Origin of the sequence: Pseudomonas uvaldensis (genome assembly GCF_021271205.1) — a bacterium.
Lineage (GTDB): Bacteria > Pseudomonadota > Gammaproteobacteria > Pseudomonadales > Pseudomonadaceae > Aquipseudomonas > Aquipseudomonas uvaldensis.
In genome coordinates, this window is record NZ_JAIWKS010000007.1 from 267,241 (window position 1) to 285,304 (window position 18,064).

Genomic DNA, 18,064 nt, shown 5'->3' on the forward strand with positions numbered 1-18,064 from the left:
GCTCCAGCAAAAAACCGATTCAGTGCACATCTAAATCCAAGATCCTCATTCGGGACTTAAATCGGGACTTAAAAGCACTGGATGGAGCTGGATTTCAGTGGTTCCCGCTGGAACGAAAAAAGGACCCGAAGGTCCTGATTTCAATCACTCACAGAATTCAGTGGAACTCTGCAGCGCAATATTTGGAGCGGGAAACGAGACTCGAACTCGCGACCCCGACCTTGGCAAGGTCGTGCTCTACCAACTGAGCTATTCCCGCGTCTTGGTGTGGCGCATTCTATAGATTCAGATTACGCCGTCAACCCTTTGATTCAAAAAAGTTTTATTTCGAGTCCACGTCGGTCCGCAGATGCGGCCAGGCGGCGCGCAGGTACTGGACCATCGACCAGAGCGTCAGGCCTGCGGATATCAGCAGCAAGGCGTAGCCGAGCAATACCCAGAAGCTGAAGTCCGACGGATTCGCCAGCAGGATAACCAGGGCCAACATCTGCGCGGCGGTTTTCCACTTGCCGAGGTTCGACACGGCCACCTGGGCGCGGGCGCCGAGTTCGGCCATCCACTCCCGGAGTGCCGAGACGACGATTTCGCGACCGATGATCACCGCCGCCGGCAAGGTCAGCCAGAGGTTACCGTGCTCCTGCACCAGCAATACCAGGGCCACCGCGACCATCAGCTTGTCGGCCACCGGATCGAGAAAGGCACCGAATGGTGTGCTCTGTTTCAACAGCCGGGCCAGATAGCCATCCAGCCAGTCGGTGGCGGCGGCGATGGCGAACACCGAGGCGGACGCCACATAGCTCCAGTGGTACGGCAAATAGAACAGCACTATGAAGATCGGGATGAGCAGGACACGTAGAACGGTAAGCAGATTTGGGATATTCATCGGCACAACTGGCTGCGAGGTTGACGGGCATTCTACTCGCTATGCAGGTTTGCATAAATCGACTCAGCGAGCTTTTTACTGATACCGGGTGCTTTGGCTATCTCCTCGATGCTGGCACGAGACAGCTCCTGCAATCCACCGAAATGTTTCAACAGGTCGCGCCGCCGTGTCGGGCCGACGCCTGCCACACCTTCCAGCGTCGATGTACGGCGGGTCTTGCCTCGACGGGCACGGTGTCCGGTAATGGCGAAACGGTGGGCTTCGTCACGGATCTGCTGGATCAGGTGCAACGCCGGCGAATCCCCTTTGAGGGTGAATTCATGGGCTGCATCGTTCAGGTACAGCGTCTCGAAACCGGCCTTGCGCGTCGCGCCCTTCGCCACGCCCAACAGGATCAGGTCCGGCACCATCAGTTCATTGAGCACATCCCGGGCCATGGACAACTGCCCTTTGCCGCCGTCCACAAGCAGGATGTCCGGGAGCTTGCCCTCCCCGTCCTTGAGTTTGCCGAAGCGGCGCATCAGCGCCTGATGCATCGCGGCGTAGTCATCGCCGGCGGTCACGCCTTCGATGTTATAACGCCGGTAATCGGACTTTATCGGACCTTCCGGACCAAACACCACGCAGGACGCCACGGTGGCCTCGCCGCTGGAATGGCTGATGTCATAGCACTCCAGCCGCTGGGGCGGTTCGTCCAGATTGAGTACGTCAGCCAGGGCATCGAACCGCGCCGCGACGTGCTGACGATTGGCCAGGCGCGCACCCAGGGCCTGTTCGGCGTTGGTCACGGCCAGTTGCTGCCAGCGTGCACGGGTGCCGCGTACGCGATGGCTGATGGTCAGTTCACGACCGCGCAGCGTATGAATGGCTTCGATCAGGGCCGGAAAGTCCTCATGGACCACGTTGACGATCAGCTCGCTCGGCAAGTCGCGTTCAGGACTGCTGACGTAGTACTGGCCGAGAAAGGCCGACATGACCTCGGCCACATCTTCCTCGATACCCACCTGGGGGAAAAAGTTCTTGCTGCCCAGCACCCGGCCGCCCCGCACGCTGATCAGGTGAACGCAGGCGCCGCCCGGATTGATGAACGAAGCGATGACGTCGACGTCGCCACTGCCACCCTCCATGCTCTGCTGGTCCTGGACACGACGCAGCAGGCCGATCTGATCCCGCAACTCGGCGGCCTTTTCGAATTCGAGGTTGATCGCCGCCTCTTCCATCGCCGCCGACAGTTCATCGGTCAGTGCATTGCTGCGACCTTCCAGAAACATCACCGAGTGGCGCACATCCTCGGCATAGACCTGGGGCTCCACCAGCCCGACGCAGGGTGCCTTGCAGCGTTTGATCTGGTATTGCAGGCAGGGTCGGGTGCGGTTCTTGTAGTAGCTGTCTTCGCACTGGCGGACGAAAAAGGTCTTTTGCAGCAGGCTCAGGCTTTCACGAATCGCCCCGGCGCTGGGGTAAGGACCGAAATACCGGCCCTTGGCTTTCTTGGCCCCACGATGAATGCTCAGGCGCGGAAACGCCCCATCGGACAAAAACACGTAGGGGTAGGATTTGTCGTCCCGCAGCAGGATGTTGTAGGGCGGCCGCCACTCCTTGATCAGCGTCTGCTCGAGCAGCAGCGCTTCGGTCTCGTTGGCAGTGATGGTGGTTTCGATTTGCGCGATGCGCCCCACCAGAGCTGAGGTCTTGGGAGCGAGTCCGGTCTTGCGAAAGTAGCTGGCCAGACGCTTCTTGAGGTTCTTGGCCTTGCCGACATAGAGCAGGCGCGCATCGCTGTCGAACATGCGGTACACGCCTGGGCGGCCACTGCACGTAGACAGGAAAGCGCTTGGATCAAACAGTTCGGTCATTGTCAGGCGCTGGCATCGACCATGCCGTGACGCACCGCCAGCAAGGTCAACTCGACGTCGCTGCTGATCGAAAGCTTCTCGAAGATACGGTAACGGTAGGTGTTGACGGTCTTGGGCGACAGGCACAGCTTATCGGAGATGATCTGCACCTTCTGGCAGCCGACGATCATCAGGGCAATCTGGATCTCCCGCTCCGACAACGCATCGAAGGGCGACTCGGTGGTCGGCTGGAACGACTTGATGGCCAGTTGCTGGGCAATCTGCGGGCTGATGTAGCGCTGGCCGGCGAATACCAGTCGGATGGCCTGGACCATTTCGTTCAGACCGGCCCCCTTGGTGATATAACCCGCCGCTCCCGCCTGCAGGAGCCTAGTCGGGAACGGATCTTCTTCGCAGACGGTCACCGCGACAACCTTGATGTCGGGGTGGCTGCGCAGCAGTTTACGCGTGGCTTCAAGACCGCCGATGCCGGGCATCTTCACGTCCATCAGTACCACATCAGGCTTCAATTCACGCGCCTTGATCAGGGACTCTTCCCCGGATTCGGCCTGGCCAACCACCTGCAGACCGTCGATGTCAGCCAGCATTCGTGTAATGCCCGTACGAACGAGATCATGGTCATCGACCACTAACACCCTAATCAAGCAGACACCTCACGATTGGTCTTATATGGGTTGCTTCACACCTTAGCAAAAAAGCTGTCGACAGACCTAGCGCAAAGGGGCATTTAAAAGTTACAACACATGCAGGTTCCGATGCGTCAAGCATCGGCGTCTCGCTGCATCCTCAGGAAACATTCATCCTCCCCCACGACGCGCAGCCCCAGCCGTTCGTAGAGCCCACGGGCCGGGTTGTCCCTGAACACCGTCAGACGCAGCGCCGGCCGACGTTCCAACCTCACCATGCTCCACACCTGTGCGATCGCCCAGGTACCGGCGCCCTGCCCACGGAATGCTTCGGCGATCTGCAGCTCTCGGATGTACAACGCCCTGGCGTCACGACTGAGACTGACAAAACCCACTACCTGGTCATCGTGGCAGATGATCCAGTTCTGGCGAATGATCCAGGCCAAGTCGAACGCCTCATCCTGCCAGAGCAAATCATGGCGCAGGTGGTAAGGGAGCATATTGGTGCAGGTCAACTGCCGGGCGAAGCCGATGTCCCCGGCCTCGGCTGCGCGCCACTGGAAACTCATGGTTACCTCGTGAGGGTTAATCAAGGATTTAGCTGACTTGGCATAACGTTGAAGTCTGTCACAAAGCCCGCCAGACTCAACCATCCGGAGCGGCACCTATACCCGATAGAATTTTCTTATTGAACCGGCGCACTGCCGTCGGTAAGCTCAGGCCCATTCATCGGAGACGCACCATGTCAAACGCCCTCTTATCGCTCCACACCGCCAGCGCCGCACGCTCGGTTGCGGCTGCGCGGGCGAACGGCGTCCAAACTCCGGTCAACTTTTATTTTGGGTATTGGTTTAGCCACTGGCGCGCCTGATACCCCACCGGCGCCCACTGCAAACGGGTCGCCTTCCAGAGTTTTCCAAACCCCCGGTCGGCCTCCCGACCGGGGGTTTTGTTTTTCCGACCCAACACTTTTTGCAACACCCGACAAACTTGAGGATTCAGCCATGAACTACGCCACTTATTACCGTTACGACACGTTTGCCGCCTGGCGATTTACCAGCCACCGCTCGGGACAGCCTGCCGCCTCCGATCGGTCACCTCTCGGTGGCATGCCTGCATTGCCGGCCAATACGACCAATTGTCGAACACCTCAATAGGACTGACGCGCGGGAACGAACCCGCTGCTCGTCCAGGAAGCCAGATCATGAACTCGTCCGTCTCCGCTTTGCCGCTGTCCTCGCTCAACCCTGCCAATGAAGCCCTCACCCTGCGGTTGCCGAGCTCGCTGCAGCTCAAACAGCAGTTACCCCTGAGCCATGCGTTGAGCCAGCAGGTCAACGGCCACCGCCAGGCCGTCCGCTCGATCCTGAACGGTGAAGACCCCCGCCTGCTGGTCATTGTCGGTCCCTGCTCTATCCACGACCCGAAATCCGCTCTCGAATACGCCGCGAACCTGGCCCGTCTTGCCCATGACGTGCGCGACAGCATGCTGCTGGTGATGCGCGCCTACGTGGAAAAGCCCCGCACCACGGTGGGCTGGAAAGGCCTCGCATACGACCCCCACCTGGACGGTAGCGATGACATGGCCGCTGGCCTGACGCTGTCCCGTGAACTGATGCGCGAAGTGCTGCGACTCGGACTGCCCGTTGCCACGGAGTTGCTGCAACCCATGGCCGCCAGCTACTTCGACGACTTGCTCAGCTGGGTCGCCATCGGCGCCCGCACCACCGAATCCCAGATCCACCGGGAAATGGCCAGCGGCCTCGGCATGCCGGTCGGTTTCAAGAACGGCACGGACGGCGGGGTCGGCATCGCCTGCGACGCCATGCGTTCCGCCGCTCACCCCCATCGGCATTTCGGCGTCGACAGCCAGGGCCATCCGGCGATCATCCAGACCCAGGGCAACCCCGATACCCACCTGGTGCTGCGGGGTGGCCACCGAGGGCCGAACTATGATCGCCAGAGTGTCATGCAAATACACGACGACCTGAATCGTCTGAAGATACCGGCCCGGATCATGGTCGACTGCAGCCACGCCAACAGCGGCAAGAACCCGGCGCGCCAGCCGCAGGTATTCAATGACGTGCTGGAGCAGCGTCTACAAGGGAACCGCTCGTTGGTTGGCATGATGCTGGAAAGTCACCTGTTCGAGGGCTGCCAGCCCATCAGTCCGTCGATGCGCTATGGTGTATCGGTAACCGACGGTTGCCTGGGCTGGGACGCCACCGAGCAACTGCTGCGCCAGGCCCATCGCCAGTTGGTTTCAGCCGCTTGAATGTTCAAGGGCGCCCTCTCCCTCGAGGGCGCTCCGGGAACGAACGGCAACCAGCACCCCGGGAAACTGCTGGCTCACATCGTCCAGCCGCTCGACCTGATAGCGAATACGCACGGACCGGCCAAGCTGGCCGTGCCAATAAGCGGCGGGCACCGTAAAGGTGATCGGCTGGCCAACCATGGCCTCGACGATTTCGCGCTCCTCGACATGGCTGTAGTTTCCGTCACATTGCAGCCAGATCCACTCACCGGCCTCGAAGCCGCTCGCCTCGATGATCACGGTGACCCCGTCGCGCAGGGCGTCAACTTCCAGCTCACCATCGCTCACGCCCAGGAGCCGCGGTGCCTTCAAGGCAGGGCGTACCAACGGGCCGATATGCAGCGACAGGGTCTCGGCGCGACGCACCGCATGCCCACGCCTGACGATGTATGCCAGGTCCAGCTGATGTCCGAGATGCGGGGCCAACTGCGAAGCATCCAGCCAGAACGACACTTCGCGACCGACGGCATGGGCCTCGATGTCCAGCACATCGCGCCACAGTGCCCTGCCGCTCCGGCTGCCTATCAGGATCAGCCGGTCCCCGACCGCCATTCTGGGATAAGGCCGGATGGCCACACAGGTGCCATCGGGTACTCGACCGGGGTCAAGGCTGCCGCCCACGGCATCCCTGGCAATGGCCGGCAAGAGTTGCAAGGGCGCATCGCCAATCACCAATTGCAAGGGTTCCGAATCCATCGATGCCGGCAAGCGTCTTCCGGTCACGCGATAGGAAATTTCCAATGAACCGCTGTCCAGCTCGACGATATGAGGAGCTCGCACGACAAAGGTGACATCCCGATCGATTTGTCGCTCCGTGACGTAGCGACGGACTTCGTATCGGTACGGCTCGCCATCCGAATTGAGGCCATGCCAGAACAGCGTCACCTCATCACCACACGTCATCATCGGATAGGGTCTGATGTTCACGACGACTTTGGGCCAGGCAGGGTCGATCACCCCTCCCCTTGCCGCCGTCAGAAGGGGTGCCCGCAATGTCTTGCGGGCATTGGGCCGGTGTCGCCGGCCTGACAGTTCAATGCTCATGTGCAACTTCCAATCCTTGGATGAAGGCGCCGCTCCCGTAGAGCGCCCGACAGGACCATTAAAGCGCTGCCGCACGCGATGCACAGTCAGACGAGACGACAGCGCCAGTGGTCCCTTTGCACCCAAAACTGTAGCCGCACGCCACCGGACCTATCGGACCTGTCCGGATACCAACCCGCCCACTTGAACGAACTGCTGATCTTTCCCGCTTCATTAATTCCGTTTTCGACGAGCTGGAGCGGTTTCTTCCTACACCTTCACTTAAGGGCCTGCATTAGAGTGACGTCGTCAATTCAACATGAACCTCTTCGAAAAAGGTACGAACATGCAACGGAATGCAACCACTCAATTTCCCATCCTGTTGGTCCATGGTTTGTTCGGGTTTGACAGGGTCGCAGGGGATCAACTTTTCCATGGAATCAAACAGACATTGCGCGCCGCCGGTGCACGGGTCTTCATTCCCTACCTGTCGGCCACCTATACGAACGAGGCACGCGGGGAAGAACTGCTGGCTCAGGTCGACCGCGTCCTGAGCGGAACCGGCGCCACCCGGGTCAACCTGATCGGTCACGGGCAGGGTGCGCTGGCGGCCCGTTACGCCGCCGCCGTGACACCGGACCGCGTCGCCTCGGTGACGTCGGTCAGTGGCCCCAATCATGGCTCCGAACTGGCCGACTTCCTTCGCAAGGCACTCACCCCCGGACGCCTGCCGGAACACGTGGCGAGCAGGGTTGCGACGCTGTTTGCCGATTTCATTTCATTACTGGGCGGCCAGGCGCAGCTGCCTCACCACGCCATAGCGGCATTGGGGGCGCTGACCACCGAAGGTGTAGGCGCGTTCAACGACAAATTTCCCCAGGGGTTGCCAAAGAACTGGGGCAGCAAGGGGCCGGACGTCGTCAATGGCGTGCGTTATTACTCCTGGAGCGGCACGTTGCAAGACGTCTGCGGCGATATCCCCGACGCGACAGCTCCCTACCAGACATTCTGCCGCGCTTTTTCCGAATACTTCATCACCGAAGCCGGGCAGAACGACGGTCTGGTCGGACGATTCAGCTCACACTTGGGCAAGGTCATCCGCTCCGACTATCCAATGGATCATATGGACGCCATTGACCTTGGGTCCGGGCGTGCCCGCAAGGGCGCAGACCCTGTGGCGCTTTATGTAAAACATGCCGAACGCCTGCGCAAAGCCGGCCTTTGATCCACCGGTTCAAGGTTTTGACGCAATTTTGACAACAACCCTCAGTCGAATCCGGTAGGCTCAATACCTTTGAAATCATTGAAAGGAATTTTTCTCCATGGCCCAAGCCACTGCCCGCCACATCCTGGTTTCCACCGAAGACAAGTGCAACGAACTCAAGGCCCAGATCGAAGCCGGCGCCGATTTCGCCGAAGTCGCGAAAGCCAACTCTTCCTGCCCGTCCAGCCGTCAAGGCGGCGATCTGGGTTCGTTCGGTCCAGGCCAGATGGTCAAGGAATTCGACACCGTGGTGTTCAGCGCCCCGATCAACGTGGTGCAAGGCCCGGTCAAGACCCAGTTCGGCTACCACCTGCTGGAAGTGACCAGCCGCAAGGACTGATCCCCCGGCTTATCGACCTGAAGCCCCCCTTGTAGGAGCAAGGCTTGCCCCGATTGCTGCGCCGCGGTCCAACCGTTAAGCCGCATTATCGTTCATCGCGGGCAAGCCTTGCTCCCACAGGTCTTGCCCTTACAGATAATCCCTTCGCCGCAAGGGTTGACAATGCAACTGGCGTTCCCCTCACTGTTCTTGATCGCCCTACTCCTGCTGACAGGCGCCGCCGGTGTGGATGCCGCACCGCAGCATGCCCTGACCGTCTATGGCGAGCCGGCCAAATATCCCGAAGGCTTCAGCCACTTCGCCTACGTCAATCCCCGGGCGCCCAAAGGCGGAACCCTGCGCCGCTCGGCCATCGAGATCGGCCAGTTCGACCATCTGTTGCCCTATATCGACAAGGGTATCGGCGTCAGCCAGATCGACGGTTTGCTGTATTCGCCACTGGCCCAGCGTTCCCTCGATGAGCCTTACACCGTCTACGGCCTGGTGGCGGAGAAAATGGAACGCGCCGACGATGGCCTGTCCCTGCGCTTCTACCTGAACCCCAAGGCCCGCTTTGCCGATGGCAAACCCATCACCGCCCAGGACGTGCGCTACAGCTTCGAGCTGCTGATGACCCAGGGCAGCCTGCGCTATCGCACCCAGTTAGCAGCCGTCAAAGGCGTCGAGGTGGAGTCCGAACGCACCGTTCGCTTCGACTTCAAGAACAACGAGAGCCGCACCCTGCCCCTGGACATCGCCACCCTGCCGGTCTTTCCCGAACATTGGTGGAAGACCCGGGATTTCGCCGGCGGAGGTGGCTACGAGGCACCGTTGGGCAGCGGCCCGTACCGGGTCGGCAAGGTCGATTCCGGACGCAGCATCACGTTCGAGCGCAATGCCGACTGGTGGGGCAAAGACCTGCCCGTCAGCCGTGGGCTCTACAACTTCGATCACTTCAGCATCGAATATTTCGGTGACACCGACGTGGCGCGCCAGGTGTTGCGCGGCGGCGCCTACGATTACAACCGCGAATTCTCCGCCACCGGCTACTCCATCGGCTACGACAGCCCGGCGCTGCGTGACGGTCGCCTGCAGAAGGCCCACCTGGCCACCGAGGCCCCGCAAACCGCCCAGGGCTTTGTGTTCAACCTGCAACGGCCGCAGTTCCAGGATCGCCGCGTACGCCAGGCCCTGGCCATGCTCTGGGATTTCGAATGGAGCAACCGGCAGATGATGCGCAACCTTTATGTGCGCCAACAGAGCTTCTTTTCCAACACCGACCTGGCAGCCCGGCAACTACCCGACGCGGGCGAACGGGCGATCCTCGAACGGTTGCGCGGCAAGATCCCCGACGAAGTCTTCACCCAGGTGTTCGAAGCGCCCAAGACCGACGGCAGCGGCGTGATCCGGGACAAACAACTGCAGGCCCTGGCGCTGCTGGAAGAAGCCGGCTGGAAACCCGACGGCGACCGCCTGGTGAATGCCGAGGGCGAACCGCTGAGCTTCACTTTCCTCAACAGCCAGAACGGTATCGACCGCCTGCTGCTCCCCTACAAGCGGACGTTGAAGCAGATCGGCATCGACATGAGCATCCGGCGCATCGACCCGTCCCAATACATCAATCGCCTGATGAGTCGCGACTACGACATGATCATCACCGGCTATCCTGTCAGCACTTCGCCGGGCATGGAGCTCTATAACTATTTTGGTTCGGCGGCGGCCAACGATCCGGGCGCCAACAACTACATGGTCCTGCAGGACCCGGCCGTCGATACCCTCATCGATGGCTTGGTCAAGGCCACGACCCAAGGCGACATGCTCCGCCATGCCCACGCCCTGGACCGGGTGCTGCAATGGAACTACTACTGGATACCCAACTATTACCCGCCGGGCAGCTCCACCGTGTGGTGGAATCGCTTTGGCATTCCGAAAATCCAGGCCAGCAATGATGAAGCCATCGAAAGCTGGTGGGAGATCAGCACCACGCCACTGACCAACGAGCAGATGACCGCCGAGCGCATCAAGCGCGGTTCACCCGGAGGGCCGCACTGATGTGGGCTTACATCGCACGGCGCCTGCTGCTGATCATTCCGACACTGGTCATCATCCTGTTGGTGAATTTCGTCATCGTGCAGGCCGCACCGGGTGGACCGGTGGAACAGGCCATCGCCCACCTGCAAGGCATCGGCGGTGCCAGTGTCGGCAGTTCCGGCAGCGCCATGACCGGCAGCTCCCGGGCCAGTCGCGGCCTCGACCCGCAACTGATCAAGGACATCGAGAAACAATACGGCTTCGACAAACCGGCCCATGAGCGCCTGTGGCTGATGCTCAGCAGCTATGCCCGCCTGGACTTCGGCAAGAGTTTCTTCCGCGGTGCCACGGTCACCGACCTGATTCTTGAAAAAATGCCGGTCACCATTTCCCTGGGACTCTGGGCCACGCTGATCACCTACCTGGTGTCGATCCCGTTGGGGATTCGCAAAGCGGTGCACCACGGCTCGGCCTTCGACATGTGGAGCAGCACGGCGATCATCATCGGCTATGCGATGCCGGCGTTCCTGTTCGCCATGTTCCTGATCGTGATGTTTGCCGGCGGCACGTCGCTGAACTGGTTTCCGGTGCGCGGGCTGGTGTCGGACAACTTCGAGTCGCTGTCGACCCTGGGCAAGATCGCCGACTACTTCTGGCATCTGGTGCTGCCGGTGACGTCGCTGGTGATCGGCGGCTTCGCCACCCTGACGATCCTGACCAAGAACTCGTTTCTCAATGAAATCACCCGCCAGTACGTGGTCACGGCGCGGGCCAAGGGCATGAGCGAACGCCGCGTGTTGTATGGCCATGTGTTCCGTAACGCGATGCTGCTGGTGGTGTCGGGGATTCCCCAGGCCTTCATCAGCGTGTTCTTTGCCGGGTCGCTGCTGATCGAGGTGATCTTTTCCCTCGATGGCCTGGGACGCATGAGCTACGAGGCCGCCGTATCGCGGGATTACCCGGTGGTGTTTGGCTCGTTGTTCATCTTCACGCTGTTCGGCCTGATCATCAAACTCATCGGCGACCTCTGTTACACCCTGGTGGACCCGCGCATCGATTTCGCCGCGAGGAACGCCTGATGTTCAAGCTCTCGCCCTTGGGCCGACGGCGCTTCGAGCGCTTCAAGAAGAACCGGCGCGGCTGGTGGTCGCTGTGGCTGTTCATCGGCCTGTTCATTCTGACCCTGGGTGGGGAGTTGATCGCCAATGACAAGCCCCTGGTGGTCAGCTATCAGAACACCCTGTATTTCCCGGTGTTCAAGCGCTACACCGAGCAGGCGTTTGGCGGACAACTGCCGTTCCAGGCCGACTACCGCAGCAGCTATGTGCAGGACCTGATCCACAAGGGTGGCGGCTGGCTGCTGTTTCCGCCGATTCCGTTCAGCGACGACACGCCCAACTACGACCTCAACCAGCCGTCTCCGAGCCCACCCTCCTCCGTCAACTGGCTGGGTACCGACGACCAGGCCCGGGATGTGTTGGCCCGAGTGATTTTCGGCGCACGGGTGTCGATCCTCTTCGCCCTGGCACTGACTGCCATCAGTGCACTGATCGGCATCGCCGCCGGTGCGTTGCAAGGTTATTACGGCGGCTGGGTCGACCTGCTGGGACAACGCTTGCTGGAAGTCTGGTCCGGGCTGCCGGTGCTCTACCTGCTGATCATCCTGTCCGGCTTCGTGGAGCCGAATTTCTGGTGGCTACTGGGGATCATGGCGCTGTTTTCCTGGCTGGCCCTGGTGGATGTGGTGCGCGCCGAGTTCCTGCGCGGGCGCAACCTCGAATACGTCAAGGCGGCCCGGGCCCTGGGCCTGGGGGACCGCAAGGTGATCGTGCGGCACATCTTGCCCAACGCGATGAACGCCACCCTGAGTTACCTGCCGTTCATCCTCACCGGGGCGATTTCCACCCTCACGGCCCTGGACTTCCTCGGTTTCGGCATGCCGGCCGGCAGCGCATCCCTGGGTGAACTGATCGCCCAGGGCAAACAGAACCTGCAAGCGCCATGGCTGGGGCTGACGGCATTTTTCACCCTGGCGCTGATTCTTTCTCTTCTGGTGTTCATTGGAGAGGCATTGCGTGACGCCTTTGACCCACGATCATGAAACAGAATCCTGAGATGAACGAAAACCTGGTTGAAATCCGCGACCTGAGTGTGGCCTTCAACGACCACACGGTGGTGCGTAACCTGTGCCTGGACATCCGCCCCGGTGAGTGCCTGGCCCTGGTGGGCGAGTCTGGGTCGGGCAAGTCGGTGACAGCCCATTCGATCCTGCAACTGCTGCCGCAAACCGAGAGCCGCACCACCGGCAGCATCCGCTATCGCGGCCAGGAACTGGTAGGCGCCGACGCCGGAACCCTGCGCGAGTTGCGCGGCAACCGCATCGCGATGATCTTCCAGGAGCCGATGACCTCGTTGAATCCGCTGCACAGCGTAGAGAAGCAGATCGGCGAAACCCTGATGCTGCACAGGGGGCTGGGCGGCAAAGCGGCGCGCCAGCGCATTCTCGAACTGCTGGCCCTGGTCGGCATCCAGAAGCCTGTCGAACGGCTCAAGGCCTACCCTCATCAGCTGTCCGGCGGCCAGCGGCAACGGGTAATGATCGCCATGGCCCTGGCCTGCGAGCCAGAACTGCTGATCGCCGACGAGCCGACCACCGCACTGGACGTCACCGTGCAGCGCAAGATCCTGCTGCTGCTCAAGTCATTACAGCAACGCCTGGGCATGTCGTTGCTGTTGATCAGCCACGACCTGAACCTGGTGCGCAGCATCGCCCAACGGGTCTGTGTGATGAAGGCCGGGGAAATCGTTGAACAGGCACCGTGCGAAACCCTCTTCAGCGCGCCGAAACACCCCTACAGTTGTGAGCTGCTGCATGCCGAGCCGGAAGGCGAAGCCTTGCCCCGGGACGAGCGCGAAGACGTGTTGCAGGTGCAGGATTTGCGGGTGAGTTTCGCCCTGGGCGGCGGGCTGTTCCGGCGCAAGGAATACCTGCGGGCCGTGGACGGCATCAGCCTGAACATCCAGCGCGGCAAGACCCTGGGTATCGTCGGCGAATCCGGCTCCGGCAAGTCGACCCTCGGCCAGGCGATCCTGCGACTGATCGAATCCGAAGGCCGTATTCGCTTCCAGGGCCAGGCACTGGATCATTTGTCGCAGAAGGAACTGCGGCCGTGGCGCAGACAGATGCAGGTGGTGTTCCAGGACCCGTTCGGCAGCCTTAGCCCACGGATGTCGGTGCAACAGATCATCAGCGAAGGCCTGGAGGTCCACAGCCCGTCCAGCGCCCGGGAATGCGAGGCCCGAGTGATACAGGCCCTCGAGGAGGTCGGCCTCGATCCCCAGAGCCGCCATCGCTACCCCCATGAGTTTTCCGGCGGTCAGCGTCAGCGCATCGCCATTGCCCGCGCGCTGGTGCTCAAGCCAGCCCTGATCCTGCTGGACGAACCGACCTCGGCGCTGGACCGTACCGTGCAAAAACAGGTGGTCGCCCTGCTCCGACAACTCCAGGAAAAACACGGCCTGACCTACCTGTTCATCAGCCATGATCTGGCCGTGGTGCGTGCCCTGGCCCACGACATGATCGTGATCAAGGACGGCAAGGTCGTCGAGCAAGGCCCCAGCCATGAGGTGTTCGAGTCGCCCCGACATCCCTACACCCAGGAGCTGTTGGCGGCGGCGCATCCGGAGTGGGCATAATCGAGCCTTGCAGCTGGACCGCGTCGTGGCCTTCGCGGGCAAGCCCGCTCCCACACTGGATTTGAACGACACTGAGTATCCTGCGTGGGAGCGGGCTTGCTCGCGAAGAGGCCCGGACAGAAACCACTCATCCTGGAATGACCATGACCCCCACCGAAAACCTCAAGGACTACAAGCGCGTACGCACGCTGGCGATCCGTTCGCTGTTCGAGATCATCGAGCAGTCCAGCGAGGGCACGGTGATCGTCGACCGCGATGCGAATATCGTCTGGATGAACGAGCGATACGCCCGGCGCTTCGGCCTGAACTCAGCGCAGGAGGCGATTGGCCGGGCTTGCGAGAGCGTCATCCCTGGCAGCCTTTTGCGCGAAGTGGTACGCACCGGAAGGCCGATCCTGCTGGACATGCAGGACATGCCCAAGGAGCCGCTGGTGGTCATGCGCCTGCCGATCCACGACAGTGCGGGCGCGGTGATCGGCGCCATTGGTTTTGCCTTGTTCGGCGAACTGCACAGCCTGTCGCCGATGCTCAAACGCTATCAGAGCATGCAGGAAGAACTGGCCTCCACCCGTTCGCTGCTGCGGGCACGGCAGGCCAAATACAACTTCGCCCACTTCATCGGTACCAGCAGCGCCGGCCTGGAGGTCAAGCGTCGCGCCCGCCGCAGTGCCAGCGCCGACTCGCCAGTGCTGTTGCTCGGCGAGACCGGCACCGGCAAGGAGTTGTTGGCCCAGGCGATCCATAGCGCCTCGCCACGGGCGCACAAGGCGTTCGTGAGCATCAACAGCGCCGCGATTCCCGAATCGCTGCTGGAAGCCGAGTTTTTCGGTACCGCCCCCGGCGCCTTCACCGGAGCCGACCGCAAGGGCCGCCCCGGCAAGTTGCAGATCGCCCAGGGCGGCACGCTGTTTCTCGATGAGATCGGCGATATGCCGTTGCCACTGCAAAGCAAGCTGCTGCGGGTGCTCCAGGAAAAGGAATACGAGCCGGTAGGCTCCAACGAGGTGCTGCAAAGCGACGTGCGGGTCATCGCCGCCACTTCCACGGATCTGGAAGCGGCGATCAAACGGGGCGAATTCCGCGCCGACCTGTACTACCGCCTCAACGTGCTGCCGATCCAGGTTCCGCCGTTGCGCGAACGTTTGGACGACCTGCCGGCCCTGAGCGAAGCGATCCTCGAAGAACTGCGCAGCCAGCACGAGCTGAACGACGACGCACTCGATCTGCTGGGACAACATGCCTGGCCGGGCAACATCCGGGAGCTGCGCAATGTGCTGGAACGGGCGGCGCTGCTCAGCGACAACCCGGTGCTCACTGCCGCCGACATCCGCGCTGCCATCGGCACTTTCACACCGGTGACCCGCACGGCAAGCGCTGGCGTGGAACTGTTGTCGCAGGAGACTTTCGCCCAGGCCCGGGCCCGATTCGACCGGCAACTGATCGAATCCACCCTGGCGCAATGCGGGGGCAAGGTGGTGCAAGCGGCGGAGCGGTTGGGGTTGGGGCGGTCGACTTTGTATAAGAAGATGGTGGCGCTGGGGATTGCCGAGTCTCTGTAACGAGACAATATATCTCTATTTTTGGACTAGCCATTTGGAGTGCTTCGCACTCATCGCGAGCAGGCTCGCTCCCACAGCTTATCGCGTACACTGCCCCCTTTGTGGGAGCGAGCCTGCTCGCGATGAGGCCAGCAAGCCCCCCGAAAATCTCAAAACAGAGACAAAATTCTGATCCCTCATCGACACTCTAAAAATTATCCATATATTTCAATAAGTTAAGTATCTGGCACAAAACTCGCTTACCCGTCTCCTACCGCTTCATCACAACAATAACAATCCAGGAGACACACCATGAGTGTGATCATTGCCTTGGCAGCCCTCACGCTGCTGATGGTGGCCGCTTACCGCGGCTACAGCGTCATCCTCTTTGCCCCCATCGCCGCCCTCGGCGCCGTCCTGCTCACCGACCCGTTCGCCGTCGCCCCTGCGTTCACCGGGGTGTTCATGGAGAAAATGGTCGGTTTCATCAAACTGTATTTCCCGGTGTTCCTGCTCGGCGCGGTATTCGGCAAGCTGATTGAGCTGTCGGGCTTCTCCCGCTCCATCGTGGCAGCGGCGATTCGTCTGCTGGGCACGCGCCAGGCCATGCTGGTGATTGTGCTGGTCTGCGCATTGCTGACCTACGGTGGCGTGTCGCTGTTCGTCGTGGTGTTCGCGGTGTACCCGTTCGCCGCCGAGATGTTCCGCCAGAGCGACATTCCCAAGCGACTGATCCCGGCCACCATCGCCCTGGGTGCATTCTCGTTCACCATGGACGCCCTGCCCGGCACGCCGCAGATCCAGAACATCATCCCCAGCACCTTCTTCAACACTACCGCCTGGGCCGCGCCGTGGCTGGGGGTGATCGGCACGCTCTTCGTGTTCAGCATCGGCATGCTGTTCCTGCAACGCCAGCGCAACAAGGCCCAACGCCTGGGCGAAGGTTATGGCACCGAGCTGCGCAACGAGCCGGAAACCGCCGAAGACATCAAGCTGCCCAACCCCTGGATCGCCGTCTCGCCGCTGCTGGCAGTGGGGATCATGAATCTGCTGTTTACCCAATGGATACCGCAGTGGTACGGCAAAACCCATAGCCTGGCGCTGCCGGGCATGGCGGCGCCGGTGACCAGCGACATCGCCAAGGTCACCGCGATCTGGGCGGTGCAGGCCGCATTGCTGGTGGGCATTATCCTGGTGTTGTTGTTCGGCTTCCGGGCCATTCGCAGCAAGCTCGCCGAAGGCAGCAAGAGCGCGGTGGGCGGTGCGTTGCTCGCCGCCATGAACACCGCTTCGGAATACGGCTTCGGCGCCGTCATCGCATCCTTGCCAGGCTTCCTGGTATTGGCCGACTGGCTCAAGAGCATCCCCAATCCCCTGGTCAACGAAGCGGTCACCGTGACGCTGCTGGCCGGCATTACCGGTTCCGCCTCGGGTGGCATGAGCATCGCCCTGGCGGCCATGTCCGAAACCTTCATCAGCGCCGCCCACGCCGCCAACATTCCCCTGGAAGTGCTGCACCGGGTCGCGTCCATGGCCAGCGGCGGCATGGACACCCTGCCCCACAACGGCGCGGTGATCACCCTGTTGGCCGTCACCGGGCTGACCCACCGTGAAGCCTACAAAGACATTTTCTGCATTACGCTGATCAAGACCCTCGCGGTGTTCTTCGTGATCGGTGTGTTCTACGCCACTGGCATTGTGTGAGGTTTCCATGACAACGACACTTTCGGGCAAGACTGCCCTGGTCACCGGTTCTACCAGCGGCATCGGCCTGGGCATCGCCCTGGGTCTGGCCAAGGCCGGCGCCAATCTGATCCTCAACGGTTTCGGCGATGCCTCGGCGGTGATCGCCGAGGTGAAACAGTTCGGTGGCAAGGTCGGCCATCACCCGGCGGACGTCAGCGACCCGGCGCAGATCGCCGACATGCTCGCCTACGCCGAGCGCGAGTTTGGCGGCGTGGACATCCTGGTCAACAATGCCGGCATCCAGCACGTGGCCGCCGTGGAGGATTTCCCGGTGGAACGCTGGGACTCGATCATCGCCATCAACCTGTCCTCGGTGTTCCATGCCACCCGGCTGAGCCTGCCGGGCATGCGCGCCAAAGGCTGGGGGCGGATCGTCAACATCGCCTCGGTCCACGGTCAGGTCGGCTCGGTGGGCAAAGCCGCCTATGTCGCCGCCAAGCATGGGGTCATCGGTCTGACCAAAGTGGTCGGCCTGGAAACTGCGACCAGCAACGTGACGTGCAATGCCATTTGCCCAGGTTGGGTACTGACGCCGCTGGTGCAAAAACAGATCGACGACCGTATCGCCTCGGGTGTCGACCCGCAACAGGCCCAGCACGACCTGCTGGCCGAGAAACAACCTTCCCTCGCGTTCGTCACCCCGCCGCAACTGGGGGAACTGGTGCTGTTCCTGTGCAGCGAAGCCGGCAGCCAGGTGCGCGGCGCGGCGTGGAATATCGATGGTGGGTGGTTGGCCCAGTAGCTTTGAATCACTGTCAGTAATTGGAG

The 18,064-nt window shown here is 61.5% G+C and carries 15 protein-coding genes and 1 tRNA gene; 10 read left to right on the plus strand and 6 right to left on the minus strand.

What is annotated here, in order from left to right; all coding sequences use genetic code 11:
- Positions 1-183: 183 nt before the first annotated feature.
- The 5 genes from LCU97_RS18245 to LCU97_RS18265 all read right to left on the minus strand — a co-directional run bounded on the left by LCU97_RS18245 (position 184) and on the right by LCU97_RS18265 (position 3,934).
- Positions 184-259, minus strand: a tRNA-Gly gene (locus tag LCU97_RS18245).
- 63 nt (positions 260-322) lie between these two features.
- Positions 323-883: a CDP-diacylglycerol--glycerol-3-phosphate 3-phosphatidyltransferase gene (pgsA, locus tag LCU97_RS18250; protein ID WP_053154194.1), complete on the minus strand. Its 561-nt coding sequence runs from the start codon at positions 881-883 to the stop codon at positions 323-325.
- 32 nt (positions 884-915) lie between these two features.
- Positions 916-2,739 (minus strand): excinuclease ABC subunit UvrC, encoded by a 1,824-nt coding sequence (gene uvrC / locus LCU97_RS18255; RefSeq protein ID WP_053154197.1) that lies wholly within the window; start codon positions 2,737-2,739, stop codon positions 916-918.
- A gap of 2 nt (positions 2,740-2,741) precedes the next feature.
- The gene (gene gacA / locus LCU97_RS18260; protein WP_082339821.1) at positions 2,742-3,383 is read right to left on the minus strand and encodes a response regulator transcription factor GacA; all 642 of its coding nucleotides are present in this window, start codon (positions 3,381-3,383) and stop codon (positions 2,742-2,744) included.
- Positions 3,384-3,499: 116 nt separating this feature from the next.
- Positions 3,500-3,934: a GNAT family N-acetyltransferase gene (locus tag LCU97_RS18265; protein ID WP_053154203.1), complete on the minus strand. Its 435-nt coding sequence runs from the start codon at positions 3,932-3,934 to the stop codon at positions 3,500-3,502.
- Between the two features lie 635 nt (positions 3,935-4,569).
- Here LCU97_RS18265 and LCU97_RS18270 point away from each other — a divergent pair.
- Positions 4,570-5,640: a 3-deoxy-7-phosphoheptulonate synthase gene (locus LCU97_RS18270; protein ID WP_232777406.1), complete on the plus strand. Its 1,071-nt coding sequence runs from the start codon at positions 4,570-4,572 to the stop codon at positions 5,638-5,640.
- On the opposite strand, the gene LCU97_RS18275 is transcribed toward LCU97_RS18270, so the two are convergent.
- Positions 5,629-6,723, minus strand: a complete 1,095-nt coding sequence (locus tag LCU97_RS18275; protein WP_232777407.1) for a hypothetical protein — start codon at positions 6,721-6,723, stop codon at positions 5,629-5,631. The two genes, LCU97_RS18270 and LCU97_RS18275, sit on opposite strands and share 12 nt — an antisense overlap.
- A 325-nt stretch (positions 6,724-7,048) precedes the next feature.
- On the opposite strand from LCU97_RS18275, the gene LCU97_RS18280 reads away from it, so the two are divergent.
- The 9 genes from LCU97_RS18280 to hbdH all read left to right on the plus strand — a co-directional run bounded on the left by LCU97_RS18280 (position 7,049) and on the right by hbdH (position 18,038).
- On the plus strand, positions 7,049-7,927 hold the full coding sequence (locus LCU97_RS18280) for an esterase/lipase family protein (RefSeq protein ID WP_053155367.1): 879 nt from the start codon (positions 7,049-7,051) through the stop codon (positions 7,925-7,927).
- 97 nt (positions 7,928-8,024) lie between these two features.
- Positions 8,025-8,306 (plus strand): peptidylprolyl isomerase, encoded by a 282-nt coding sequence (locus LCU97_RS18285; RefSeq protein WP_232777408.1) that lies wholly within the window; start codon positions 8,025-8,027, stop codon positions 8,304-8,306.
- Positions 8,307-8,468: 162 nt separating this feature from the next.
- On the plus strand, positions 8,469-10,337 hold the full coding sequence (locus LCU97_RS18290) for an extracellular solute-binding protein (protein ID WP_232777409.1): 1,869 nt from the start codon (positions 8,469-8,471) through the stop codon (positions 10,335-10,337).
- Positions 10,337-11,395, plus strand: a complete 1,059-nt coding sequence (locus LCU97_RS18295; RefSeq protein ID WP_053154216.1) for a microcin C ABC transporter permease YejB — start codon at positions 10,337-10,339, stop codon at positions 11,393-11,395. The genes LCU97_RS18290 and LCU97_RS18295 overlap by 1 nt, the downstream gene beginning before the upstream one ends.
- The gene (locus LCU97_RS18300; protein ID WP_053154219.1) at positions 11,395-12,417 is read left to right on the plus strand and encodes an ABC transporter permease; all 1,023 of its coding nucleotides are present in this window, start codon (positions 11,395-11,397) and stop codon (positions 12,415-12,417) included. The genes LCU97_RS18295 and LCU97_RS18300 overlap by 1 nt, the downstream gene beginning before the upstream one ends.
- Positions 12,418-12,431: 14 nt before the next feature.
- Positions 12,432-14,012, plus strand: coding sequence for an ABC transporter ATP-binding protein (locus tag LCU97_RS18305; protein ID WP_232777430.1), 1,581 nt, complete (start codon positions 12,432-12,434; stop codon positions 14,010-14,012).
- Positions 14,013-14,155: 143 nt separating this feature from the next.
- Positions 14,156-15,571: a sigma-54 interaction domain-containing protein gene (locus tag LCU97_RS18310; RefSeq protein ID WP_232777410.1), complete on the plus strand. Its 1,416-nt coding sequence runs from the start codon at positions 14,156-14,158 to the stop codon at positions 15,569-15,571.
- 291 nt (positions 15,572-15,862) lie between these two features.
- On the plus strand, positions 15,863-17,254 hold the full coding sequence (locus LCU97_RS18315; protein WP_232777411.1) for a GntP family permease: 1,392 nt from the start codon (positions 15,863-15,865) through the stop codon (positions 17,252-17,254).
- Between the two features lie 7 nt (positions 17,255-17,261).
- A complete protein-coding gene (gene hbdH, locus LCU97_RS18320; protein WP_053154227.1) occupies positions 17,262-18,038 on the plus strand; it encodes a 3-hydroxybutyrate dehydrogenase in 777 nt (258 codons plus the stop codon).
- The last annotated feature ends 26 nt before the right edge of the window (positions 18,039-18,064 follow it).

Bases quoted from the DNA above. Each gene is read 5' to 3' on its own strand.
- LCU97_RS18300 (WP_053154219.1), top strand. From the start codon at position 11,395: ATGTTCAAGCTCTCGCCCTTGGGCCGACGGCGCTTCGAGCGCTTCAAG.
- LCU97_RS18305 (WP_232777430.1), top strand. From the start codon at position 12,432: ATGAACGAAAACCTGGTTGAAATCCGCGACCTGAGTGTGGCCTTCAAC.
- LCU97_RS18285 (WP_232777408.1), top strand. From the start codon at position 8,025: ATGGCCCAAGCCACTGCCCGCCACATCCTGGTTTCCACCGAAGACAAG.
- LCU97_RS18280 (WP_053155367.1), top strand. From the start codon at position 7,049: ATGCAACGGAATGCAACCACTCAATTTCCCATCCTGTTGGTCCATGGT.
- LCU97_RS18290 (WP_232777409.1), top strand. From the start codon at position 8,469: ATGCAACTGGCGTTCCCCTCACTGTTCTTGATCGCCCTACTCCTGCTG.
- uvrC (WP_053154197.1), bottom strand. From the start codon at position 2,739: ATGACCGAACTGTTTGATCCAAGCGCTTTCCTGTCTACGTGCAGTGGC.
- pgsA (WP_053154194.1), bottom strand. From the start codon at position 883: ATGAATATCCCAAATCTGCTTACCGTTCTACGTGTCCTGCTCATCCCG.
- LCU97_RS18270 (WP_232777406.1), top strand. From the start codon at position 4,570: ATGAACTCGTCCGTCTCCGCTTTGCCGCTGTCCTCGCTCAACCCTGCC.
- LCU97_RS18275 (WP_232777407.1), bottom strand. From the start codon at position 6,723: ATGAGCATTGAACTGTCAGGCCGGCGACACCGGCCCAATGCCCGCAAG.
- LCU97_RS18265 (WP_053154203.1), bottom strand. From the start codon at position 3,934: ATGAGTTTCCAGTGGCGCGCAGCCGAGGCCGGGGACATCGGCTTCGCC.
- LCU97_RS18295 (WP_053154216.1), top strand. From the start codon at position 10,337: ATGTGGGCTTACATCGCACGGCGCCTGCTGCTGATCATTCCGACACTG.
- LCU97_RS18315 (WP_232777411.1), top strand. From the start codon at position 15,863: ATGAGTGTGATCATTGCCTTGGCAGCCCTCACGCTGCTGATGGTGGCC.
- LCU97_RS18310 (WP_232777410.1), top strand. From the start codon at position 14,156: ATGACCCCCACCGAAAACCTCAAGGACTACAAGCGCGTACGCACGCTG.
- hbdH (WP_053154227.1), top strand. From the start codon at position 17,262: ATGACAACGACACTTTCGGGCAAGACTGCCCTGGTCACCGGTTCTACC.